General features: G+C 53.6%; 18 protein-coding genes. 7 read left to right on the forward strand and 11 right to left on the reverse strand.

Features of this window, described 5'->3' with window-relative positions:
• Window positions 1–56: 56 nt before the first annotated feature.
• Complete coding sequence (locus Q1K76_RS00630) at window positions 57–1,118, reverse strand: endonuclease (RefSeq protein WP_087408129.1); 1,062 nt, start codon at window positions 1,116–1,118, stop codon at window positions 57–59.
• A 564-nt stretch (window positions 1,119–1,682) separates the two neighbouring features.
• Here Q1K76_RS00630 and Q1K76_RS00635 point away from each other — a divergent pair.
• The 5 genes from Q1K76_RS00635 (at window position 1,683) to gltA (ending at window position 9,440) form a co-directional block, all read left to right on the forward strand.
• A complete protein-coding gene (locus tag Q1K76_RS00635) occupies window positions 1,683–4,697 on the forward strand; it encodes a TonB-dependent receptor (protein ID WP_300130269.1) in 3,015 nt (1,004 codons plus the stop codon).
• Window positions 4,698–4,721: 24 nt separating this feature from the next.
• Window positions 4,722–5,744 carry a DUF5689 domain-containing protein gene (locus Q1K76_RS00640; RefSeq protein ID WP_300130271.1) on the forward strand — a complete coding sequence of 341 codons (1,023 nt, stop codon included), beginning with the start codon at window positions 4,722–4,724 and terminating at the stop codon, window positions 5,742–5,744.
• 51 nt (window positions 5,745–5,795) lie between these two features.
• Window positions 5,796–6,953, forward strand: coding sequence for a DUF6359 domain-containing protein (locus tag Q1K76_RS00645; RefSeq protein WP_300130273.1), 1,158 nt, complete (start codon window positions 5,796–5,798; stop codon window positions 6,951–6,953).
• A 193-nt stretch (window positions 6,954–7,146) separates the two neighbouring features.
• On the forward strand, window positions 7,147–7,938 hold the full coding sequence (locus Q1K76_RS00650) for a sulfide/dihydroorotate dehydrogenase-like FAD/NAD-binding protein (protein ID WP_258326483.1): 792 nt from the start codon (window positions 7,147–7,149) through the stop codon (window positions 7,936–7,938).
• 23 nt (window positions 7,939–7,961) lie between these two features.
• Window positions 7,962–9,440: an NADPH-dependent glutamate synthase gene (gene gltA / locus Q1K76_RS00655; protein ID WP_300130277.1), complete on the forward strand. Its 1,479-nt coding sequence runs from the start codon at window positions 7,962–7,964 to the stop codon at window positions 9,438–9,440.
• Between the two features lie 83 nt (window positions 9,441–9,523).
• Here gltA and Q1K76_RS00660 read toward each other — a convergent pair whose 3' ends face one another.
• On the reverse strand, window positions 9,524–10,495 hold the full coding sequence (locus Q1K76_RS00660; protein ID WP_087408123.1) for an ROK family protein: 972 nt from the start codon (window positions 10,493–10,495) through the stop codon (window positions 9,524–9,526).
• Window positions 10,496–10,805: 310 nt separating this feature from the next.
• On the opposite strand from Q1K76_RS00660, the gene Q1K76_RS00665 reads away from it, so the two are divergent.
• On the forward strand, window positions 10,806–11,663 hold the full coding sequence (locus Q1K76_RS00665; protein ID WP_087408122.1) for an enoyl-ACP reductase: 858 nt from the start codon (window positions 10,806–10,808) through the stop codon (window positions 11,661–11,663).
• An 86-nt stretch (window positions 11,664–11,749) separates the two neighbouring features.
• On the opposite strand, the gene Q1K76_RS00670 is transcribed toward Q1K76_RS00665, so the two are convergent.
• Together Q1K76_RS00670 and Q1K76_RS00675 are read right to left on the reverse strand one after the other, a co-directional pair.
• Complete coding sequence (locus Q1K76_RS00670; protein WP_087408121.1) at window positions 11,750–13,015, reverse strand: DUF4143 domain-containing protein; 1,266 nt, start codon at window positions 13,013–13,015, stop codon at window positions 11,750–11,752.
• A 222-nt stretch (window positions 13,016–13,237) separates the two neighbouring features.
• Window positions 13,238–13,840 (reverse strand): porin family protein, encoded by a 603-nt coding sequence (locus Q1K76_RS00675; RefSeq protein WP_300130282.1) that lies wholly within the window; start codon window positions 13,838–13,840, stop codon window positions 13,238–13,240.
• Window positions 13,841–14,151: 311 nt separating this feature from the next.
• On the opposite strand from Q1K76_RS00675, the gene Q1K76_RS00680 reads away from it, so the two are divergent.
• Window positions 14,152–16,071, forward strand: a complete 1,920-nt coding sequence (locus tag Q1K76_RS00680) for a hypothetical protein (protein ID WP_206422475.1) — start codon at window positions 14,152–14,154, stop codon at window positions 16,069–16,071.
• A gap of 93 nt (window positions 16,072–16,164) precedes the next feature.
• Here Q1K76_RS00680 and Q1K76_RS00685 read toward each other — a convergent pair whose 3' ends face one another.
• The 7 genes from Q1K76_RS00685 to Q1K76_RS00715 form a co-directional block, all read right to left on the reverse strand.
• Window positions 16,165–16,677 (reverse strand): ferritin-like domain-containing protein, encoded by a 513-nt coding sequence (locus Q1K76_RS00685; RefSeq protein ID WP_087408119.1) that lies wholly within the window; start codon window positions 16,675–16,677, stop codon window positions 16,165–16,167.
• Between the two features lie 168 nt (window positions 16,678–16,845).
• Window positions 16,846–17,343 carry a zinc ribbon domain-containing protein gene (locus tag Q1K76_RS00690; RefSeq protein ID WP_206422474.1) on the reverse strand — a complete coding sequence of 166 codons (498 nt, stop codon included), beginning with the start codon at window positions 17,341–17,343 and terminating at the stop codon, window positions 16,846–16,848.
• A gap of 5 nt (window positions 17,344–17,348) precedes the next feature.
• Window positions 17,349–17,606 (reverse strand): hypothetical protein, encoded by a 258-nt coding sequence (locus Q1K76_RS00695; RefSeq protein WP_300130286.1) that lies wholly within the window; start codon window positions 17,604–17,606, stop codon window positions 17,349–17,351.
• A gap of 19 nt (window positions 17,607–17,625) precedes the next feature.
• Window positions 17,626–18,507, reverse strand: coding sequence for a M48 family metallopeptidase (locus tag Q1K76_RS00700; RefSeq protein WP_258326475.1), 882 nt, complete (start codon window positions 18,505–18,507; stop codon window positions 17,626–17,628).
• Window positions 18,508–18,540: 33 nt separating this feature from the next.
• Window positions 18,541–19,701 (reverse strand): RyR domain-containing protein, encoded by a 1,161-nt coding sequence (locus tag Q1K76_RS00705; RefSeq protein WP_300130288.1) that lies wholly within the window; start codon window positions 19,699–19,701, stop codon window positions 18,541–18,543.
• Complete coding sequence (locus Q1K76_RS00710) at window positions 19,679–20,251, reverse strand: sigma-70 family RNA polymerase sigma factor (protein ID WP_258326472.1); 573 nt, start codon at window positions 20,249–20,251, stop codon at window positions 19,679–19,681. Before Q1K76_RS00710 ends, Q1K76_RS00705 begins: the two co-directional genes overlap by 23 nt.
• A gap of 535 nt (window positions 20,252–20,786) precedes the next feature.
• On the reverse strand, window positions 20,787–22,991 hold the full coding sequence (locus tag Q1K76_RS00715; RefSeq protein ID WP_300130291.1) for a sodium-translocating pyrophosphatase: 2,205 nt from the start codon (window positions 22,989–22,991) through the stop codon (window positions 20,787–20,789).
• Window positions 22,992–23,183 lie beyond the last annotated feature (192 nt).

The raw sequence follows: 23,183 nt of genomic DNA on the forward strand, positions 1-23,183 counted from the left end.
GGCTCTTCGTGTATTCATACTACATACTATATATTATATAGGAGAGTCGGGAGAAATTATTCTACCTCTTTGGCCAGGTAGATGAGGGTGGGGAAGTGGTCGCTGTAACCGTTCAGGTAGGCACCGGCGGCGTGGGTGCGCAGAGGATACCCTTTGTATTTGCCCTCTTTCTGTTTGAGGAAGTCGCGGTTGAAGACCTCGGAGCGGATATACTTCAGGGTCGAGCGGTCTTTCCCTACCAGATTGGACGAGATGATAATCTGGTCAAAGAGGTTCCAGGCACCGTTGTAGGCCAGTGTGCCGATACCGCGGTCGTACATCTCCCACATGGTGTTGAAGAATCCGCCGGGTTTCACCTCCTGTTGTTTCTTCTTGGCGCCCAGTACCACCTTGCAGCTGTTGTTGGTGGGGTCGTCGTTGAGGTCGCCCATGATGATGACCTTCGAATCGGGGTCGGCAGCCAGCAGCGAGTCGGCCAGATGTTTGGTGAGAGCGGCAGCGGCCTCGCGTTTGGGGCTCGACTGTTTTTCACCGCCCAGGCGCGAGGGCCAGTGGTTTACGATGAAGTGCACGCGCTCACCGGCCAAGCGGCCCGATACCACCAGCTGGTCGCGGGTGAGGAGGTTGGGGAACTCTTGGGAGTGGAGTCGGGCACTGCTGCTCGACTCGACCGTAAACTGGTCTTTGTCGTAGATGAGGCCCACGTCGATACCCCGGGCATCGGGCGAATCGTAGTGCACGATACCATAGTTGCGTTGAGCCAGCTTGCCGGTGTGGATGAGGTCTTCGAGCACCTGTTGATTCTCCACTTCGGAAACACCGATTACGGCCGGGCCGTTTTTCAGCTTGAAGGGGCTGGTGTTGTCGGTGGCAAAGTTGCTGATGGCAAAAGCGAGGTTGTTCAGTTTGTTGCGGTATTTCAATCCGCCCCAGCGGTAAGAGCCCGAAGGGGTAAACTCCTCGTCGTTTGTGGCGGGGTCGTTGATGGTGTCGAACAGGTTTTCGAGGTTGTAGAAGGCTACGGCGTATATGGCAAAGTGTTTCTTTGGCGTTTGAGCTTGTGAAACAGTCGAGCCCAATAACAATACGGCAAGTAGCAACAGTCCTATTTTTTTCATAGCGTGTGTGAAATTTTTTGTTTTTGAAATTTTCAATTTTGGATTAAATGGGCTGCAAGATAGTTCAATTTGGGAAATATGCGAAATTTTTGGGGATAAATCTCTGCTACAAATGAGAAGAAACCAGGATACCGGGAGGCGGAAATCTGTTGTGCGTGATTTTTAAATATTTGAAATATAAATTGTTATAGGTCCACTAAAGGTGCCGGGGCGAAACGTAACAAACTGTGAGCCGAAGAGAATGCATAAGATTCCGTTTTGTGCATAGAGTTGCAGGTTTCTGGCAGAGTGATAGATTAAGGGTTTGAAATTTAATCGATTTGGCCTTCGAGCTTTCCATTTGTACACAAAACGAGGGGGCTAAGGGATTACAATTTAACACGATTGTAATAAAATATTCCTTTCGTAGATGTTTGTATAATGAAAAATAATCTTTTAATTTGCAAATTCCTTTCCTCCTCATTTTTTCAGCGGGGACGGGGCGATGACTGAAGTGTGGAAATACAGATAACACAGTATATAATTAAACCTTTTGATGTAATGAATCGTAAACAATGGTTATTGATGGCATTGCTTCTTCTGGTACCTGCCCTGGTGCAGGCCGCGACGGTGAGAGGCGTTGTCGTTGACTATGAAACAAACAAACCTATTGCGAATGTGAAAGTGACGATACGGAAATCGTCGGCAATTACAGATCTGGATGGTAAATATGAGTTGAAGCGAGTGCGTGAAGGAGCCGTTTCGGTTGTCTTTACGGCTGCGGACTACAAGGTTCATTCGGTCGATTATGTAGTGGAGAAGGGAGACAATACCCTGAACATGACGCTCGACGAGAAGCGAGCCGACGAGTCGCTCAACCAACAGGCCCTCGAGGACAATATCTTTGAACTCGACGAGTCGATGTTCGACGAAGAGGGCAGCGCCGCTTCCCAATCGGCTTCGTATCTGTCGGGTGCCGCCGACGATGTTTATCTGCAAGCCGCCAGCTACTCCTACAGCCCCATGCGCTTCAATGTGCGCGGTTACGAGCAACGGGAGTCGTCGACCTATATCAACGGGGTTAATTTCAACGACCTGGAGCGTGGTCGTTTCAACTACTCGAGTCTGGGTGGCTTGAACAACGCCATGCGTAACAAGGATGCTGTGAACGGTCTCGAGATGCCGGGCTATGCCTTCGGTTCGCTGGGTGGAACGACCAACATCAACACCCGCGCCACCAGCTATGCCGCCGGTACCAACGTGAACGCCGCCTATACCAACCGTGCTTACAAACTGCGCGGACAGGCCATCCACTCGACCGGTATCATGGATAACGGCTGGGCCTTCACCGGGTCGGTCGTTTACCGCTGGGCCGACGAGGGTCGCACCGAGGGTACGTTCTACAACTCGTTCGGTTACTTCCTTGCTGCCGAAAAGGTGCTCGACAATCATCGGTTTGCCTTTACAACCTTCGGTGCTCCTACCAAACGGGCTCAATCGGCTGCCGTATCGCAAGAGGTCTATGACTACCGCGGTATCTATTACAACCCCTACTGGGGCTATCAGAACGGCGAGAAACGCAACTCGCGTATCGTACACAGCTACGACCCCACCGCTATCTTCAACTGGGATTGGAAAATCGACGACCGCAGCAACCTGGCTGCCGGCTTGGGTTTCCACTACAGTATGTACAGCAACTCGGCCATTTCGTTCTACAATGCGCCCGACCCCCGTCCCGACTACTACCGCAACCTGCCCAGCTGGCAATACTATCAGTTGGGTGTAAACGGTCCCGACGATGTATATAACGCCTACTACGGCGAGGTAAACAAAGATCTGGCCAACCAACTGGCCGACCTGTGGCGTGCCGGTGATCCCGACATTACGCAAATCAACTGGGATGCCATGTACAGCGCCAACTATACCAACAACGTGGTGAACCCTAACGGTAGCGCCAAGTACATTTTGGAACGTCGTCACAACGACTTGATGGAGATTCCCTTGAACTTCCTCTATACCAACCAGCTGAACAGCAAGCTGAAACTTACTGCCGGCGTCGAGGCCAAGTATGCCAAGGGCATGCACTACAAGACCATCGACGACCTGCTGGGCGGTAACCAGTGGATAGACATCGACCAGTTTGCCGAGCGCGACTTTACCGACAACCTCACCATCATACAAAACGATGTGGACAACCCCAACAAGGCCGTGCGCAAGGGTGACGTATTCGGTTACAACTACAACATGCACGTCATCAAGGCTTCGGCTTTCGTTCAGAACGACTGGAAGTTGCCGCTGTTCGACATCTACTATGCCGCCCGACTCTCCTACACCTCGTTCCAGCGCGAAGGTTTGATGCGTAACGGTCGTGCCGAGGTGGTTGGTGCCCAGTCGAAAGGTTTCGGCAAACAGTTGTATTTTGTCGATCCCAGCATCAAGGCCGGTATCGTGTATAAGATTGACGGTCACAACCGTTTGTCGTTCAACGCTCTGGCCGAATCGCGTGCCCCGTTGGCCGGTTATTCCTATGTGGCTCCCCGTGTGAAGGATACGCAGATACGGGGTCTGAAGTCGGAGAAGGTATTCTCGGGCGACCTCACCTATCAACTGAATACGTCGGTGGTAAAAGGTCGTGTAACGGCATTCTTCACCGAGTTCCGCGACGGAGTGGAGAGCTCGGGTTACTACCACGACGAGTTCCGTACCTATGTGAACCACACCCTCTCGGGCGTGAACAAACGTCACATGGGTGTCGAGGCCGGTGTGAGCGTGAAACTCAACAACAGCTTCACCGTGTCGGCTGCCGGTACCTATGCCAGCTACAAATACACCAACAACTGCTGGGGTACGATGAGTGCCGAGAACGGCATGAACCTCTTCACCGAGCAGTTGCCCGTGATTGTCGACGGCCGTGCTCCTTCGACCGACTACACCGAGCGGGTATACACCGAGGGTCTGCATGTGAGCAACGGTCCGCAACTGGCCGCCAGCATCACCATCGACTACTTCCACCCCAAGATGTGGTTTGCCGATGTGACTCTCTCGTACTTCGACAACAACTACCTCGACTTCTCGCCCTCGCGTTTCACCCACATGAACATGTATGGAAGTGAATACCTTAAAGAATTAGGGATGGATCCATATCCTAATGAAGTTGGTCTGGAACAATATTACAAAGGTTACCGCATTATTGGTATAGATAAGAATGGTCAAGTTTCAATGATTTGGAAATTTGATCAGAAAGGTAATCCTGTATTGGAAAGGAACGTATCGGGAGGCGACGGTTCGGACATCGTGAAGCTCTACAACCAGAAAGAGATGATCGGGTCGCAAGAGAAACTCAAAGGCGGGTTCATGCTCGATGCCTCGATCGGTAAACTCATCTACCTGAACAACCGCAAGCAACAGCTCAACATCAACTTGAGCCTGAACAATATCCTCAACAACACCGGCATGATAACCGGCGGTTATCAACAGGGCCGTGTAAGCCGCGACAACAAGAGCGTGACCAAGGATATTCAGTCGGTCGACAAGTTCCCCAACAAATACTATTACGCCTGGGGCTTCAACATGTTCCTCAACGTAGGTTTCAAATTTTAATCAACCCATACAAGAGATATAGATATGAAACAACTGAAATATATCGGAGCCGTACTGCTCGCCCTGACGATGTTTACGGCGTGTGAAAAAGAGTTCGATGCCATACCCGAGGAGATTGCCACCGTGCCCGAGGGCAGCGCCGAGGCTTGGGCTCAGACGGTGACCATCAAAGAGCTTATCGAGAACTTCGATACGAAAGAGGGGGAGTTTACAATCGACACCATCGATTCGCCCAACGACATCGTGGTACGCGGCCGCATCATCACCGACGACCGTGCCGGCAACGTGTATAAATACTTTGTGATTCAGAGCCTCGAGGACGACCATACCTGCCTGAAGGTGTCGGTCGATGCCGGCAGTTTGTCGGGCATGCTCCCCATCGGTCAGGTGGTAGCCATCCGCTGCAACGGTCTGGTATTGGGCCGCTATGCCGGTGCTCCCCAACTGGGTGTGCGCGGATACCGCAACGACAACAAGATACGCGAAGAGCCGGGTCGTATTCCCTACACGCTGGCTATGAAACATATCCAGAAAATCGGCAACCCCGACCCCTCGAAAATCGTAATCGAGGAGATGACCCTGAAACAGATTACCGAGTTGGATAAGTATGGCTACTTCAAGATTGTAAAAATCAAGAATGCCTACTTTACCGGCTACGATTCGGACGGCAAGAAACTGAACGACGTGGTATATCCCTTCCCGACCGACGGACAGGGTGTGACGACGGCTTTGGCCAAGTATGGTCAGAACCCCACCTTTGCACCGGCTACCTACGACAGCAGCAAGAAGTACAACATCGGTTTCCCCCGCTCGCGCGAGATTGCCGACGATAGCGGCAACACCACGAGCGTAAGCATCTCGACTAGCGAGTATGCCCGTTTTGCCGACCGTCGTCTCCCGGTATTCGGTTCGGACAACCGCGGCGACATCACGGCCATCGTAGGTTGGTTCCAAGACAATGCAGCCTATGCCGGTTCGTGGCAGTTGACCATCCGCTCGCTCGACAATCCCTTTGCCGACCTCGAGGGTTTTGAATTTCCCGAATAATCAATATGATACTATGATACAATAACCTCAAATAATTTAAATATGAAAAAAATGAGAAAATTTGCATGGATTTTTATGGCAGCCATGACGGTTGCCGGATTTTCCGCTTGTTCGAACAGCGATGACGATGTACTCCCCGGCTTGGGTGGAGGCGGTGACGGTGGATCTACTACGACTCCCTCTGTCGTAATTACCGATACCATCTATCAGTTCAACAACATCGAGGCTCAATACACGCCCATCAACGAGCTCTGCCCGGGATGGACGCACGAGATTGTTTCGCCGGTTGACGACGACCGTACCTGGCAAAGCAAGACCTTTACCAGCAGTTCGACGGGTGTAACCGAGAAATACATCCAGGCTACGGCTCACGACAGCAGCGACAAGAACGCCGGCAAGACCTACGAGTTGTGGATGATCTCGCCTGCCTTGAATGTGAAGGATGCCGCCAACAAAGTATTCTCGTTCTACAGCGAGGGCGCTTACTGGCAAAGCACTTCGTCGCTCGAGGTATATGTACTGAACGAGCCCAAATCGACCGCTTCGAGCAAAGAGAAACTGAATGTAACTTTGGCTACTTCGACCAACCCCGGCGGTAACTTCAAAGGCTGGGTGGCTTCGGGTGACATCAGCCTCGAAGGCAAAGGCGACCTCGTTTACATTGGTTTCCGTTATGTAGCACAAGGCGGTAAGAGCAACTCGACGACTTACTGCATCGACGACTTCGCCTTCGGTCGCGCTCAAGTTGAGCACTACATGGGCGAGAGCGGTGGCGATACTCCCGAGCCTACTCCCGATGTAGACTGGTCGAAAGCTATTACCGTAGCCGAGGCTCTGACTCAAGCCGACAACTCTACGTTTGCCGTAAAAGGCCACATCGTAGGTTGCATCAAAAACAACCCCTCGAAGACTTTCTACGAATCGTTTGAAGAGGCTCAAACGGCTGGCGATATCGAATGGGCCGGTGCTGCTGCCTTCACGGGTTACAGCCAGGTATTCATCGCCGACGATGCCAATGAAACCGACGGTACGAAGTGTCTCTTGGTGAAACTGAATGATACCGATGCTGCCAAGGCTTTGAGAAACGAGGCTAAACTGGAGGATAACCCCGATCGTATTGGTATGACTATCTATGTTCAAGGTTTGAAGAAAGCCAACTTCGGTCTGCCCGGAATCCGTGAGATTTCGGCTTACAAGGTAGGCGAATAATCGATTGCTTATAAAACCTATTGAAGGGAGAGCTGCCGCAAGGTGGCCCTCCCTTCGTTTGTTATGCGGGTGCGGAGAGTGTTGTTTTATCTGAAAATGGAGAATAATTTTGGCCCGGGATACAACAGTTTTGCCAAAAAATTAGCAACTTTGAAGGAGGATTCTTTTAGAAAAGAGATTACAAGGATATATCATGAATAAGATTGTAGCGAAAGAACACTTTTCGGAAAAAGTGGTAAAACTGGTGGTAGAGGCTCCCCTCATTGCCCGGGCCCGCAAGGCCGGTCACTTTGTGATTGTGCGGGTAGGCGAGAAGGGCGAACGCATACCGCTCACCATTGCCTCGGCCGATGTCGAGGCCGGCACCATCACGTTGGTGGTACAAGCTGTGGGTAAGTCGTCGGCCAAGCTGTGTGCCCTCAATCCCGGCGACTATATTACCGATGTAGTAGGCCCGTTGGGCAAGGCGACGCATATCGAGCGTTTCGGCACCGTGGTGTGCTGCGGCGGCGGTGTGGGCTGTGCCCCGCTGTTGCCTATCGTCGAGGCCATGAAGGCAGCCGGCAACCGGGTGATTACCGTGCTGGCGGCCCGTACCAAAGAGCTGATTATTCTCGAGGAGCAGATGCGCAAATACTCCGACGAGGTGATTATCATGACCGACGACGGTTCGTATGGTCAGAAGGGTCTGGTGACCCAGGGCGTAGAGGAGGTAATCAAGCGCGAGAAGGTGGACCTGTGTGTGACCATCGGTCCGGCCGTGATGATGAAGTTTGTCTCGCTGCTTACCCAGAAATACAATATTCCCACAGTGGCCTCGCTCAACACCATCATGGTCGACGGTACCGGCATGTGCGGTGCCTGCCGCATCACGGTGGGGGGAAAGACCCGTTTCGTCTGCATCGACGGGCCGGAGTTCGATGCCCATCAGGTCAATTTCGACGAGCTGCTCATGCGGTTGTCGTCGTATAAAGATGTGGAATAAAAGAGAGGAGGGATGTTAAGCGTATGAATAAAGAAGAGTTAGCGGCACAACGTGCCGAACAGTGGAGGGAGAACCTCCGCAAAAGCAAGAAAGCCAAGGAGCGTACCGATATTCCGCGGGTGAAAATGACCGAGCTCGACCCGGCCTACCGTGTAACCAACCGCGAAGAGGTGAACCGGGGCCTCACGCCCGAACAGGCCGTGCTGGAGGCTACCCGTTGCCTCGACTGTGTGGAGCCCCTCTGCATGACGGGGTGCCCGGTGGGTATCAATATACCGAAGTTTATTAAGAATATAGAGCGGGGCGACTTTCTGTCGGCGGCCCGCACGCTGAAAGAGACGAGTGCCCTGCCGGCCGTGTGCGGCCGTGTGTGCCCTCAGGAGCGTCAGTGCGAATCGAAGTGCTTCTATCTGCAGAAGTTGAAGAAGGAGCCGATAGCCATCGGTTATCTGGAGCGCTTTGCGGCCGATTATGAGCAGGCCTCGGGCGAGGTGGCTCTGCCCGAGATGGAGCCCGACAACGGCATCAAGATTGCCGTGGTAGGTTCGGGTCCCTGCGGGTTGTCGTTTGCCGGCGATATGGCCAAGCGGGGCTATCGGGTGACAGTATTCGAGGCGTTGCACGAAATTGGCGGGGTATTGAAATACGGTATCCCCGAGTTCCGGTTGCCCAACCGCATCGTCGATGTCGAGATCGATAGTCTGCGTCGCATGGGGGTAGAGTTTGTGACCGACTGCATCGTGGGTAAGACCCTCTCGTATGACGACCTGCACGAGATGGGGTTCAAGGGCATCCTGGTGGCCAGCGGGGCCGGATTGCCCCGGTTTATGAATATCCCCGGCGAGAATCTCAACGGGGTGATGTCGAGCAACGAATACCTCACGCGGGTGAACCTGATGGATGCCGCCAACCCCGAGAGCGATACACCGGTATACAAGGGGCATCGGGTGGCTGTGATAGGCGGTGGCAACACGGCCATGGATTCGGTGCGTACGGCCCGCCGCCTGGGTGCCGACCGGGCGATGATTGTCTATCGCCGCTCCGAAGCCGAGATGCCGGCCCGTCAGGAAGAGGTGCACCATGCCAAGCAGGAGGGGGTAGAGTTCCTCACGCTGCACAACCCCATCGAGTATATAGGCGACGAGCGGGGACGCGTGCGCCAGATGAAGCTCCAGAAGATGGAGCTGGGCGAACCCGATGCGTCGGGGCGCCGTTCGCCGGTACCTGTTCCCGGTGCTATCGAGACGATCGATGTCGACGAGGTGATTGTAAGTGTAGGTGTATCGCCCAACCCGTTGGTGCCCAATGCTATCGATGGCCTCGAGGTGACGCCCAAGGGTACGATAGTGGTCAATGCCGACACGTTGCAATCGTCGATTCCCGATATATATGCCGGAGGCGATATTGTGCGGGGCGGGGCTACCGTGATTCTGGCCATGGGCGATGGCCGCAGGGCTGCCGCTGCCATGCACGAGGCTTTGCAGAAACAACAAGAGGCATAAGCCCTTGACGGTATAAAAAGAGAAACGGGGAGATGTCGTTGTCGGCATCTCCCCGTTTCTTTATCGGTTCAGTAGGTGTTTTCTTAGTTGGCTTCCCAGCCCAGTGCGCTGGCACCCAATACGGCAGCATCGCTCTCTTTCAGTTCGGAAAGAACGATTTTGACTTTGCCTTTGTAGATGGGAAGCAAGTTGCGCTCCATGGCTTCGCGGATAGGCCGCATGATGAGTTCGCCCGATTTGGCCAGACCACCGAAGAGCACAATCATACGGGGACTCGAGAAGGCTACGAAATCGGCAAAAGCCTCGCCCAGAATCTTACCCGTGTACTCGAAAATCTCTTGCGAGAGTTTGTCGCCCGATACGGCAGCGTCGTAAACATCTTTCGAGGTGATGTCCTGGATGGGCAGTTGTCTCAGCGACGACTCGTCGTTGCGGATTTCGAGGAATTCGCGAGCCGTGCGGGCTACACCCGTAGCCGAAGCGTAAGCCTCGAGACAGCCGGTGCGACCGCAACCGCAGAGACGGCCGTTGCCACGACGTACGATTACGTGGCCCAGCTCTCCGGCAAATCCGTCGTGGCCGTATACCATCTGACCGTTGATAACGATGCCGCTACCAACGCCGGTTCCGAGGGTAATCATGATGAAGTCTTTCACACCGCGGGCAGCGCCGTAGGTCATCTCGCCGATAGCGGCGGCGTTGGCGTCGTTGGTAATGGTTACGGGGATATTGAATCGCTCGCGCATCATTTGAGCCAGAGGAATTACACCTTTCCAGGGCAGGTTGGGTGCAAACTCGATATTCCCGGTGAAGTAGTTGCCGTTGGGGGCTCCTATACCGATACCGGCAATCTGGTCGGTTACGTTTTCTTGAGCCAAAAGGCGCGACAACTCTTCGTACAAAGCATTTACATAGTCGTTAATCTCGGTATATTTCTGAGTTTTGATAGACCCGGTGGCCAAGATAGAGCCGCGGGCATCGACAATCCCGAATACTGTATTGGTACCGCCTATATCGATACCTACAACATATGGTTTACTCATGGTTGTGTGTATATAAAAGTTATTATTTGGTTGATTTCACGACACAAATATAAGCATAAATTTCTGATACGGTTGGTTTTTTTGTTTGAAAAGTGGTTTAGAAAAAAAATGTATTTTTTTAAGAGCTGTGGGGTAGGGCAATATGAAAGTCGCAACCCTTTGCTGATGGGAAATTGACGGCATTGCCTGGCCGAATTGCTATCTGGGCTTAACAAAATTGAGTGGTTTTGTTTTGCGTTTGCAAAAAGAGTCTTATCTTTGCAGCCGCAAAACGGCACACATTCGTGCAAACTGTGCAGGATTGTGCCTAAACGAAAAATATATGAGTTATAATTTATTGAAAGGAAAAAGAGGCGTAATCTTCGGCGCATTGAACGAGATGTCTATTGCGTGGAAAGTCGCCGAGAAAGCGGTAGAGGAGGGGGCTGTGATTACGCTCTCGAACACACCCATGGCTGTGCGCATGGGCGAGATAACCGCTTTGGGGGAAAAACTGAACGCCGAAATTATTCCGGCCGATGCCACCAACGTAGAGGATCTGGAGAAGGTCTTCGCCCGCTCGATGGAGGTGCTGGGAGGTAAAATCGATTTTGTATTGCACTCGATAGGCATGTCGCCCAACGTGCGAAAGAAACGTCCGTACGACGATCTGGACTACGACATGCTGTCGAAGACGTTGGATATTTCGGCCATCTCGTTTCACAAGATGATACAGGTGGCCAAGAAGATGGATGCCATCAACGAGTACGGCTCGATTGTGGCCCTGTCGTATGTGGCTGCTCAGCGTACGCTCTTCGGCTATAACGATATGGCCGATGCCAAGGCGCTGCTGGAGTCGATTGCCCGTAGCTTCGGCTACATCTACGGTCGGGAGAAGCACGTGCGCATCAACACCATCTCGCAGTCGCCTACGATGACGACAGCCGGTAGCGGTGTCAAGGGCATGGAGTCGCTGATGGACTTTGCCAACCGCATGTCGCCCCTGGGCAACGCCGATGCCGACGAGTGTGCCGACTACTGTATCGTGATGTTCTCGGACCTCACCCGCAAGGTGACCATGCAGAACCTCTATCACGACGGCGGTTTCTCGAGCATGGGCATGAGCCTGCGTGCCATGACCCAGTACAACAAGAGCTTCGACGAGTATCGCAACGAAAAGGGCGAGATCTGCTATGGATAAAGTATGGTAAATTTGGTTTAGATAAGGAGAGAGGCCATGTCGGGGGATACCAACATGGCCTCTCTTACTTATATTAGGTATGGGTATTAGGGCTTCAGCAGATTTATGGGAGCTACATAAACGCCGTCTTCCCGTTGATATGCACCTCCGACCGAAGTCAGAACCAACAGAAAATCAGGTGCTTTCTCGTCGCTTTTTCCTATGATTTTGTTGCGTAGCGTTTTCAGCGATTTTGCCCCGGCATCGATAAGGGTATCGCCTCCGAGTTTTATTTCGATGGCCCCCCATCGTCCATCTTCGAGATGAATCACGGCATCGCATTCCAGTCCGGCATTGTCTCGGTAATGGGTTACTTGTCCTCCTAAAGCATTGGCATATATCGACAAATCCCGAACTGCGAAATCTTCGAAAAACAGTCCGAAGCTTTCCAAGTCTCGTTTCAAATCCTCGGGCCCTATCCCCAATGCTCTGCATGCAATAGAGGTGTCGATGAAATGGCGCGTTGGAGTGCTGCGGATAGAGGTCTTTGAGCGAATATTGGGGTTCCAGGCGGGAATATCCTCGATGATGTAGAGGTCTTTCAATGCTTCCATGTAATCGTCGAAAGTCTTGCTATCCATGGTGCGTTCGTTGCTTTGGCGCACATCGGCAATGATGGTAGAGATAGCGGCCTCGGTGGAGATGTGCCGTGCATAACTTCGCAGAATCATTTTCAGAACTTCAGGTTTCTTGTTCCGAAACCGTTCGTTTTCGCAGTCTTCGAAAACAAAGAGTCCATTGTAATAGTTCTTGGTAATCTCTATGGCTATCTCTTTGTCAGCCAAAACCGAGATGGGCCAACCGCCGCGGCAAATCAAAAATGCGACATCGTCGAGCGTGAAATCGGTATTGAGGTCCCAGGGGAAATTCCTGCCTTTTTCAAACAAATCCGACAGCGAGACCGTTCCCTTTGATTCTTGAGATTCCCATAGGCTCATCGGTCTCATTTTCACCGGAGTTATTCGACCGGCTCCGCTATGGTGTACTTCGGTTTTATCGGCAGGTGTAGAGCTGCCGGTTAAAATATATTTCCCGAATTGATAGTCGTAGTCCAGGTCATCTTTAATCTGGTTCCATATATCTGGAGCCTTTTGCCACTCGTCAATCAATCGGGGTGTCTCTCCTTTTAAGACGGCTTTGGGATTCATCCGGGCCATGGCGATGGCTTGCCTGGTATTTAGTTTTACAAAACTCTTTTGATACCGCATGCAAGTTGTTGTCTTACCGCAGAACTTGGGACCTGCTACAACTACGGCCCCCGATGTCCTTAACTTTAATTCTATCTCCTTTTCGATGAGTCTTTGGTAGTACATGAGGAATAAGTTTTGGGGACTAATTTACAAAATCCCCGTAATTTTCAATAGTATATTCCCATAATTTTCAATATTCGTGAGCGCTTTCACGAGCAATGTATTCTCTATGAGCAATAATAGAGGCTATTTATGGACAGAGATTCATACGTAGATATGAGCAAGGGGATATGTCGAGATTGCTATCTGCAACATATCCCCTTGCTGTATCGTTGAGGGTAGTGATTAGAAATCGAACTTGTAGCCCAGCGAAATCATAAATACGCTGTTCTTGGCCTTGTCATCGTCGTAAATCTTGGTGAGGCCCCAGTTGTAGCGGGCGTCGATGGTCATGCCGAAATCGAATTCGTAGCCCAGACCTACGGCAATGGCGAAATCGAAGGCGTTGGCCTTCTCGTCGTAGCCGTATTGCTTGAGGTCGTTGCTCGAAATCTCTTTCCCTCCCAGTTTCAGCTTATATTCATCGTCGACACAGAATCCGAATTGAGGGCCAACTTGTACGTTCAGGCCCTGCCAGGGATAGATTTTCAGAAGTACCGGGATGTCGATATAGTGCGAGGTGTAGTTCGACTCGATTGTCTGGTTGAGGACGGTGACATCGTCGAAGGCACTGCCCTGCATCGAGTAGAGGAACTCGGGTTGGATGGCAAACAGGCTGTTGATGCGGTAGTTGGCAAAGATGCCTACATTCACGCCGGCCCGGTATTGGGAACCGTCGCCCGTTATTGAGCTTACGTTAAGGCCTACTTTGGGACCCATGGAGAGTTGTGCAAAAGCTCCGCCTACGCACACTACGGCAGCAATTGCCGCCAGCAAAATTTTTTTCATAGCTTTTTAATTTGTTATACCCGGTTCTCCAGAGGGTATTTTGTTTGATTTCCCGCTGCGGGGAGAACAACGACCGCACTCCCCGGGGAGGGGAGCTCTGCCGCCCGCATCGACACGATAACAAATATAGAGATTAAAAAAACGATTCCTGCAACATTTTGTCATATTTTTTCAGCCCTTTTTGGATATACCGTGCGAAATCTCGGAAGTATGTCTTATAAACAGGTGGAACAGGGACTTTTGTATTACGATGCCATAAACGGGGGGCGTGTCGTGCTTTTCTTTGCAGCGAACTAAAAACAAGACCGAATATGGCAAATCATGCGTACAAAGCCCCGCCGGCGGGGAAAAACGGCCGGCGCAAACCGAGCGGCGAGATAGAACGGGCCGACTACCCGGTGCTGTTGCAGGCGCAGAAGGCCTGGGAGGAGATCGATCACTTCAGGCTCAAACGAAAACGAAACCGGGACTATACCTATGGCCGGCAGTGGAACGACCGGATAAAACTGCCCGACGGGCGGGTGATGACCGAGGAGGAGTATATCCGCCAGCAGGGTAAGGTGCCGTTGAAGAATAACCTCATTCGCCAGATGGTCAAGTCGGTGCTGGGGCAGTTCCGCAACAACCAGACTCAGCCGGTGTGTGTGGCGCGCGACCGGAAGGAGCAGAGTCTGGGCGAGCTGATGAGTACTGCCGTGCAGTATGCCTACCAGCACAACCGCTTGCAGGAGCTCGACAGCCGCACCCTCGAGGAGTTCCTTATCTCGGGTATCTGTTTCCAGAAAATCGGTTACGGATACCGTCGGGGAAAGACCGATGTGTGGATTGACGAGATTAACCCCAACCGCATCTTCTTCAACGCGATGGAGGATAGCCGGCACTGGGATTGCACGCTCATAGGCGAGCTGCACGACATGACCATTGCCGAGGTCATATCGCGCTTTGCTTTCGGGTCGCGCGAGCGGGCGGTACAGCTGCGCAACATCTACTCCGAGGCCGATACCGAGACGGCACGTCACAACTTCGAGAACCTGACGACGCGGAGTGTCGACCGGCTCGACTTCTACATGCCTTCGGTGCCCGAGATGTGCCGGGTAATCGAGGTGTGGAAGCTCGAGAGCCGCGAGGCGCTGAACTGTCACGATTTTGCTTCGGGCGAATATTACAGCTTGCCGGCTACCGAGGCAAAGGTGGTCGAGCAGGAGAACGAGGCCCGCAAGCGGGCGGCGCGCGAGGCCGGCATTGCCGAAGAGTCGGTACCTCTGATCGAGACCGAGTGGGGGGTGGAGCAGACGTGGCGTTACCGGTTTTTCTCGCCGTTGGGCGACCTGCTCGACGAGGGCGAGACGCCCTACTGGCATGGCGAGCACCCCTATGTGTTCAAGCTCTACCCGCTGGTCGACGGCGAGGTGCATGCCTTTGTCGAGGATGTCATCGACCAGCAGCGGTACATCAACCGCCTCATTACGATGATCGACTTCATCATGGGCTCGAGTGCCAAGGGGGTGTTGCTTTTCCCCGAAGACCAGATACCCGACGGCATGACCATCGAGGATATTGCCGACGAGTGGACCAAGTACAACGGCATCATTCTGTTCCGCCCCAGGCCCGGGTCGCCCATGCCGCAGCAGATTGCGGTCAACGCCACGCAGGTGGGAGCCTATGAGATGCTGTCGTTGCAGATGCGGCTGTTCGAGGATATTTCGGGGGTGCACGGGGCCATGCAGGGAAAGGCTCCGAACTCGGGCACACCGGCCTCGCTCTACTCGCAGCAGGTGCAATACTCGTCGACCAACCTGCTCGACCTCTTCGAGTCGTTCAAGACCTTCCGCGAAGATCGCGACATCAAGATCATGAAGACCATCCAGCAGTTCTACACCGATGCCCGTTACCAGACCATCGCGGGGAGCAGTGCCGGGAAAGATGCCTCGACCTATACACCTGCCGAGGTGCGTAACACCGAGTTTGACCTCTCGATTGCCGAGACCCTCTCGACTCCGGCCTTGCGTTTGGCCTCGAACGAGTTTCTCATGGAGCTGTTCCGGGGTGGGAAAATTTCGCTCGAGATGTTGCTCGAGAACGGCTCCTTCCCCTTTGCCGACAAGCTGTTGCAGTCGATTCGGCAAAGTCAGCTCGAGCAGGCACAGGCGGCCAGTCAGGCACAGGCGGCTGCTCTGGCCGCACAGGCCGGGGGGCAGGGAATCCCGGCAGCCAACCCGCCGCAGGGTTGAGCCGTCGCCTCCCTGTACAGAATGATAAAGGCAGCCTTCCGCGATGTTTCCCGGGGGCTGCCTTTGCATTGCTTGTTATCCTAAATATGAGTATTATTGTTTCGACACGTACGATTTCATGTGGGCAATATCGTCGAGGAAGTCCTGCAACTCCTGTTCGTGGTCTTCCTCTTCGGCCAGGATGTGCTTGGCCATATCGCAGGTGGTAAAATCTTTTCCGTCGGTGAGCGAGGCAATGGACTGGTAGCGCAGGATGGCGCACCGCTCGCCGGCTACGTTCTGTTTCAGCAGTTTCACGACATCAGTATCGGTCGGAGCCGTGTAGGGGCACTTGGCCAACTCGAACCACTGTTTGGGGTCGAGAACCGGCATTCCTTCGAGTTCGACAATACGGTCGGCCAGGAGGCGGGCATGTTCAAACTCTTCCAGGGCATGCGCCTGAAATTCGCGTTGCACGTCGCCCCGCATCGTGCCCTTCACGACCAGAGCTCCTACCCAATATTGATAAAAGGCCAACCACTCTTCCGACAAGGCGGCATTCAACTCGGCGAGGACCTCTACCACGTCGATTTTTCCACTCAAGATAGCAACACTTTCTTTTGCCATAGGACTTCTGTTTTTTTAGATTAGAAACTGTACCTATAACAACCCGTGTCGCCGGTTGGTTCGCCCCCGTGAGACGTTGGGGGTAAAAGGAAGCTGCCCTCCTGCAGAAAAGCGAAGCCTGCTTGGCTGACAAAGCGCCCGCTTTTTCCGAGGAGGGTCAACTGTTTGTTATAAAGGTTTGCCGCAGCTGCAACAGAAATTGGCCGACCCGGGGTTGGGGGCTCCACAGGAGGTGCAGAATTTCTGATCGCTCCCGATACCGGACTCGTGGCTGTGCGCTGCAATCACTTCGTTGGCAATGTCCAGGGCCCGGTTGTCGAGTTGGGCCTGCTCGACCATCCCCCAGATTTGGGTGAGGAGGACTGGCCAGAAAAAGAGCATCGAGATGACGGTAGGAATAGCCTGTTGTCCCCAGATACCCACACCGGCTTCGAAATGGATGTTGTTGTCTTGGGGAAGCAAGGTTACTTTCAGCGCGGTTTTCATGCCCAGCACGGCTTTGAAGATGTTGCCTTTGGTGATGGAGATGTCGTAACCTCCGCTGCTGAGTGCGTCCATGGCCACCTCGTAACCGTCGTTCTGAAACTTTTCCCGGATGCTGTTGGCGATGGCTGGAATCAATGCGGTAGAACCGTATAATATCTTTTTGGTACAAAAAGTTCCCATGGTAGTTACTGATTTAGGTGTTGGATGGAGTAATAGTTGTATATGGCATAGAGTACGCTGGTCTCGACCAACAGCTCTTTGACCTTGAGCAGCTGCTCTTCGCTGAACTCTTTTTCCATTTGGTGAAGCATGGCTACTACTTTGTCCGATTGTTCCTTGATTTCGTTTTCGTCGACGGTGTGATCTTCCATGATTCTTTTGAAAGAGTCGTTGTTGGCGACCATCTCGTCGATATTGAGTATTCCCTTTTCGTTGAAAAACATAGCCTTTTTATTTGATGGTTTATCCTAATTTCGTTCCGCAGTATTTACAGTAGGCCCACTCGAGGCAAACCGGCTTGTTGCATTTCGGGCATCGTTTCCCCGACGCTTCGGCCTTCAGGTTTTGCATGAGGTGACGGTATTGGGCACTCTTTCCCCACCGGAGTATTTCGCGCACACGCACCGCACTGAAGGGGTGGTCTTGCCCCATGATTACCGATAGTTGCAGAGCCTTGTTCCACAGGCCGTCGTTGCGAATCTCGTCGTATCGGTCGGCCTGTTTGGCCCACTCTTCCAGGTCCAGATGGTTGGTGATGGCGCGCGGGCCCCCGGCGAGTCGTGCCATGACGCGGGCTACCACTTCGGGCGAGGTGATGATACTGCCGCATCGGTCGCACGAGAGTTCGGCCTTGCGGCTCCAGTAGAGCAGCGCATATTCAATGGGTTTGGCAATGGAGCCCAGTATGCCCAGGGCATCGAGCCCCATGGATACATATTGGGCCACCATGTTGTAGACCACATGGCGGCAAAGTATGTGGCCGCATTCGTGAGCCAGCACGGCATCCAGCTCTTCGTCGTCCATCATCTCTACGAGCCCCGATGTCACGACGATAAATATGCGCGTGTCGCCCGAGGTATAGGCGTTGGGGTTGGGATTCATTTGCAGGTAGAACTCGGGTTCGGCGATACCCAGCCGCTCGCATATCGGGGGCAGGTGACGGTAGAGCTCGGGCAACTGCTTGTCGGACAGTCTAATGGTCGACGCCATATTGATCCCGTATTGCAGTTTTTCGTATCCCAGTTCCAGTATTTTCTTGGCCAGGGCCGGGAACCCGGGGATGCTCTCCAGTTGGCGGAGGGCCGCCGCATCTTCGGGATGTATGAATTCTGATGCTTTAATCATGGCATTCTGTTTTAGTTTTTTCGTCGAGATTCATTACTCTTGGTCTTCTTGGTCCTTATCCCACGTGATGTTGTCGAGTCGGGTGCCGCACTGGTCGCAGAAGTGCTGGTGGCGGTAGACCGTGTTGCCGCATTGCGGGCAGCGGTACTCCAGCTTCGACTCCTGTATGCGGCGCTTGAGTACCTGATAGAGCTCGGTATCTTCCCGTTTGATGAGGTCGTAGCCCAGTTTTTTCAGCAGCTTGATGGTCTGCATGGCCATCTCGCGGTCGTACCGTTTTTCCGATTCGGGCAGTTGCCCGTAGGACACCATGTCGGGGGTCTGCTTCAGCGAGTCGTTGCGCTGCGGACCGTAGGTCCAGCCTTCGGACTTTCGGTTCTCGGCCCAGATTTCGTGGGCGTTCTCGGCGATGGCTTCGCGCAGGTCGTTCAAATCGTCGTCCAGCACTACATCGGTAAGGTCGATGGGGTGGGGTGTATATTGGTTCATGCTGTTGTCGTTGGTTGCGGTTACCAAATAGTATTTGGAGTCGGCCCAGGCGTTCATAAACTGTTCGGTCGGGTAGCTGTCGCTTGGCCGGGAGCTGTTGGGGTCGTGGAGTGTGATGGTGTGCTGCGCCGTATCGCAGGCCAGTATTACCACCGTGTGGTCGGGTATCTGCCCGACGAAGAGGTCTTCGGCCAGTTCGTCGCTCGGGTGGCCCAGCAGTTCGCCTCCGTCGACGGCGGCAATCACGTCGCACCCGGCGTCGAGGGCGGCGACGATGTCCGACAGGCTGCACTGGTAGAGGCGAGTCACCGACAGGCCGTATCGCTCGAGATGCCGCCCGATGTGGTGCAGCGGGGTGCCGTCGGGTTTCTGCCACTTGTTGCGCACGGCGTCGGCCAACAACTCTTTTTCGTCGAAGGCAATTGGGTGGCGGTTGAGGATATAGGTTTCGCACTCGAGGCAGCAATAGTTCTCGTCGCCACACGAAGCGGCCAGAGCCGTCATGGGCAGGAGGTCGATTTCGTCGGCTTCGAAGCTCTCGGGCTCGTCAACGGCTTGTGCTATTTTCACGACCTCGCGCAACCGGGAATCCTCGGCCAGAGCCTTGAGCACACGTTCATTCTCGGCTGCCGTAGCTCTCCCGTCCAGATAGGCCGCCAGCAGTTCGGACGATATGTAGTTGTTATCGGTCGCTTCTTTTTTCATACTTTTCTGCTTCGTTAATGGCTATTTTAGTCAGCGCCTCAATAGCCCGTTTCTTGATGTTATATAGATTATCTACCGTCACTTGCAGGGCGAGGGCCACCTCGCGGGGTTCGGCATCGTGCAGTACCAGCTCTCTGATGACGTAGACCTGACGTTTGTTGGTCATCCGGGCCAGCAGATATTCCAGGTCCAGTCGCGACGTCAGCCTCTTTTCCTCGTCGACGGTCTCGTCGACCGGGGTCTTATCTAACAGAGGCTCTTGAGGTTCCATATCTATCAGGCAGTCGCGTTTGTGGATAAAGTAGCGTATGGCCACGGTTTTCAACCACTGGTAGATGGAGCTCCGGCCCTGGAACTGTTTGAGGCGGCAGGCCTCGTTTTCCATGAGGTAGAGGTAAAACTCGTTGACAAATTCATCGTAATCGACCGGATAGGAGAATACCAGGCTTATGACCTTCTTGAAAAGCGGTCGGCAGTTCTGAAAAAAGAATTGCTGCGTGATGCGTTCGTCCCGGTCGATCAGTGATTGTATCAGTTGGTTATCTGTCATTTCTGTTCGCTTTGAACTGTCTGTGTTTCATAGCCCGGTCTATAGTCCCACGGTATGAAATATGATCCCTTTCTTGTTTTGTCCTTGTATGTCGAGGTGTGTTTCGACATTTGCAAAAATAGCGATTTTTATTTCAACGCCCTATATTTTGCAGCTAAAAGATAGCCCGAATGTGGCGGCTCGAGGTTGAAATGGAAACAGAGCGAGGGCTGTGCCGAGGCCGATAGCCCCCTGTACAGCCCTGCTCAAGAAAGAGAAGAAGGCGGGAAACCGTTTATCGTCGTTCCCGTTGGTGTGTCAAAATCTATTCGACTATGTAGCCGTGAGTATCGAGCAGATACCAATCCCGGCTGTCGGCATCCTGTACCTCGAAGAGGGTAGGCGACAGCTGGGGCCGTTTGGAATAAGAGAGGGCTCTTGTGCCGCGAATCTATCAGTGGAGGATGAGAATATTTCGTATTCATCGGTAAACAGAAGAGGCCGTACCGGAAATTCCGGTACGGCCTCTCGGGGTTATGGTTATGAACGATTGCTTTTACAGCAGACTCCAGGCCACGGTCAAACCGGCCATGACGATGGCTACCATGCTCATCAGCTTGATGAGGATGTTCAGGCTCGGGCCCGACGTATCCTTGAAGGGGTCGCCCACGGTATCGCCCACGACGGTAGCCTTGTGCACGTCGCTGTGCTTGCCGCCGAAGTTACCTTCCTCGACATATTTCTTAGCATTGTCCCAGGCACCGCCGGCGTTGGCCATGAAGATGGCCAGCACGAAGCCGGCACTGAGGCCGCCGATGAGCAGGCCTACCACGCCCGATACACCGAATATCAATCCCGTCACGATGGGAGCCACGATGGCCAGCAGCGAGGGTACGACCATTTCGCGTTGAGCTCCCTGGGTCGAGATGGCCACGCAGCGTTCGTAGTCGGGTTCGGCCTCGCCGGTGAGGATGCCCTTGATTTCGCGGAACTGGCGGCGCACCTCCTCGACCATGTGTGCGGCGGCACGACCTACGGCGTTCATGGTCAATCCGCAGAAGAGGAAGGCCATCATCGAACCGATGAACATGCCCGAGAGCACTTTGGGGTTCATCAGGGTAATGTCGTAGTAGCGCATGAAGTCGGTAAACGAGGCTTCGCTGATCATCACCGTAGTGCCGTCGGCAAACTCGAGGACGGTCTCGCCGATGCGGGTCAGACCGATGCGAATCTCCTCCATGTACGAGGCCAGCAGAGCCAGACCCGTGAGGGCGGCCGAGCCAATGGCAAAGCCTTTGCCGGTAGCGGCGGTGGTGTTGCCCAGCGAGTCGAGGGCGTCGGTTCTCTTGCGTACCTCTTCGCCCAAGCCGCTCATCTCGGCGTTACCGCCGGCGTTGTCGGCAATGGGACCGTAGGCGTCGGTAGCCAGGGTGATACCCAGCGTCGAGAGCATGCCCACGGCTGCGATACCGATACCGTAGAGGCCCAGGGTCACGTTGCTCAGGTCGAAGCCCGAGGCAAAGAGGTAGGAGAGGATGATACCGGCTACCACGGCAATGACGGGGACAGCCGTTGAAATCATGCCCAGACCGATACCCGAAATGATGACGGTGGCGGGGCCGGTCTTACCGCTCTCGGAGAGGCGTTGGGTGGGGCGGTACGATTGCGAGGTGTAGTATTCGGTGCTGCGTCCGATGATGATGCCCACCAGCAGACCCACCACTACCGAGCCGCCTATCAGGGCCCAGTTTTGCAGTTGCAGAGCCCACAGAATACCGAAGGTGGCAAATACGATGAGTATGGAGCTGAGGTTGGTACCGAACGAAAGCGACTTCAGCAGGTCTTTCATCTTGGCATCTTCGCGGGTACGTACCGAGAAGATACCGATGATGGAGAGCAGAATGCCTACGGCGGCGATGAGCATGGGGGCGATGACCGCCTTCATCTGCATTTCGGTTTCACCCGCACCGATAAAGGCTGAGGCACCCAGCGCCGAGGTGGCCAGGATAGAGCCGCAATACGACTCGTAGAGGTCGGCGCCCATACCGGCCACGTCGCCCACGTTGTCGCCCACGTTGTCGGCAATGGTAGCCGGGTTGCGGGGGTCGTCTTCGGGGATACCGGCTTCGACCTTGCCCACGAGGTCGGCACCCACGTCGGCGGCTTTGGTGTAGATACCGCCGCCTACACGGGCAAAGAGGGCCTGGGTAGAGGCTCCCATACCGAAGGTAAGCATGGTGGTGGTGATGACACAGAGTTTATGCGCCGGGTTCAAGGCTTCGTCGGGAATCACGGCATTGAGCAGCAGATACCAGAACGAGATGTCGAGCAGTCCCAGACCCACTACCACGAGGCCCATGACGGCGCCGCTGCGGAAGGCGATGCGCAAGCCGCTGTTGAGCGAGGTGCGGGCGGCATTGGCCGTACGGGCCGACGCGTAAGTGGCTGTCTTCATGCCCAGATAGCCCGACAGGCCCGAGAAGAAACCGCCGGTGAGGAAGGCTACCGGAACCCATTTGTTCTGAACCCCGAACCCGAAGGCCATAATCGAGAACAAAACGACCAGAACCAGGAAAACAAGCCCGACGACCTTGTATTGCTGACGCAAGTAAGACATGGCTCCCTTACGCACGTGGAGCGCAATCTTCTGCATCTGAGGGGTTCCCTCGTCGGTTTTCATCAGCTGCTTATAAAAATACCAAGCAAAGAGTAGAGCCAGTACCGAAGAGATGGGTACAAGCCAGAATAACGCATTTGTCATAGCAAAATATTGAAATTAAGTTAACATTTTATAGAGGTTAAAGGTACTGCTGTTTGTATAAACAGCCAAATCTTTTTCTCTAATTTTTGTTTTTTTAGAGGCTCGACATCCCGGCTCAAAACAATGGGTCCATGCGCTTCTGAGACAAATATTTTTCGGGATATTTCTTGGAATTGTCAATTAAAAAAAATA

This window comes from uncultured Barnesiella sp., assembly GCF_946496565.1.
GTDB lineage: Bacteria > Bacteroidota > Bacteroidia > Bacteroidales > Barnesiellaceae > Barnesiella > Barnesiella merdigallinarum.

Coding starts and splice junctions, on each gene's coding strand:
- Q1K76_RS00630 (WP_087408129.1), bottom strand. CDS start 1,118: ATGAAAAAAATAGGACTGTTGCTACTTGCCGTATTGTTATTGGGCTCG.
- Q1K76_RS00635 (WP_300130269.1), top strand. CDS start 1,683: ATGGCATTGCTTCTTCTGGTACCTGCCCTGGTGCAGGCCGCGACGGTG.
- Q1K76_RS00640 (WP_300130271.1), top strand. CDS start 4,722: ATGAAACAACTGAAATATATCGGAGCCGTACTGCTCGCCCTGACGATG.
- Q1K76_RS00645 (WP_300130273.1), top strand. CDS start 5,796: ATGAGAAAATTTGCATGGATTTTTATGGCAGCCATGACGGTTGCCGGA.
- Q1K76_RS00650 (WP_258326483.1), top strand. CDS start 7,147: ATGAATAAGATTGTAGCGAAAGAACACTTTTCGGAAAAAGTGGTAAAA.
- gltA (WP_300130277.1), top strand. CDS start 7,962: ATGAATAAAGAAGAGTTAGCGGCACAACGTGCCGAACAGTGGAGGGAG.
- Q1K76_RS00665 (WP_087408122.1), top strand. CDS start 10,806: ATGAGTTATAATTTATTGAAAGGAAAAAGAGGCGTAATCTTCGGCGCA.
- Q1K76_RS00670 (WP_087408121.1), bottom strand. CDS start 13,015: ATGTACTACCAAAGACTCATCGAAAAGGAGATAGAATTAAAGTTAAGG.
- Q1K76_RS00675 (WP_300130282.1), bottom strand. CDS start 13,840: ATGAAAAAAATTTTGCTGGCGGCAATTGCTGCCGTAGTGTGCGTAGGC.
- Q1K76_RS00680 (WP_206422475.1), top strand. CDS start 14,152: ATGGCAAATCATGCGTACAAAGCCCCGCCGGCGGGGAAAAACGGCCGG.
- Q1K76_RS00685 (WP_087408119.1), bottom strand. CDS start 16,677: ATGGCAAAAGAAAGTGTTGCTATCTTGAGTGGAAAAATCGACGTGGTA.
- Q1K76_RS00690 (WP_206422474.1), bottom strand. CDS start 17,343: ATGGGAACTTTTTGTACCAAAAAGATATTATACGGTTCTACCGCATTG.
- Q1K76_RS00695 (WP_300130286.1), bottom strand. CDS start 17,606: ATGTTTTTCAACGAAAAGGGAATACTCAATATCGACGAGATGGTCGCC.
- Q1K76_RS00700 (WP_258326475.1), bottom strand. CDS start 18,507: ATGATTAAAGCATCAGAATTCATACATCCCGAAGATGCGGCGGCCCTC.
- Q1K76_RS00705 (WP_300130288.1), bottom strand. CDS start 19,701: ATGAAAAAAGAAGCGACCGATAACAACTACATATCGTCCGAACTGCTG.
- Q1K76_RS00710 (WP_258326472.1), bottom strand. CDS start 20,251: ATGACAGATAACCAACTGATACAATCACTGATCGACCGGGACGAACGC.
- Q1K76_RS00715 (WP_300130291.1), bottom strand. CDS start 22,991: ATGACAAATGCGTTATTCTGGCTTGTACCCATCTCTTCGGTACTGGCT.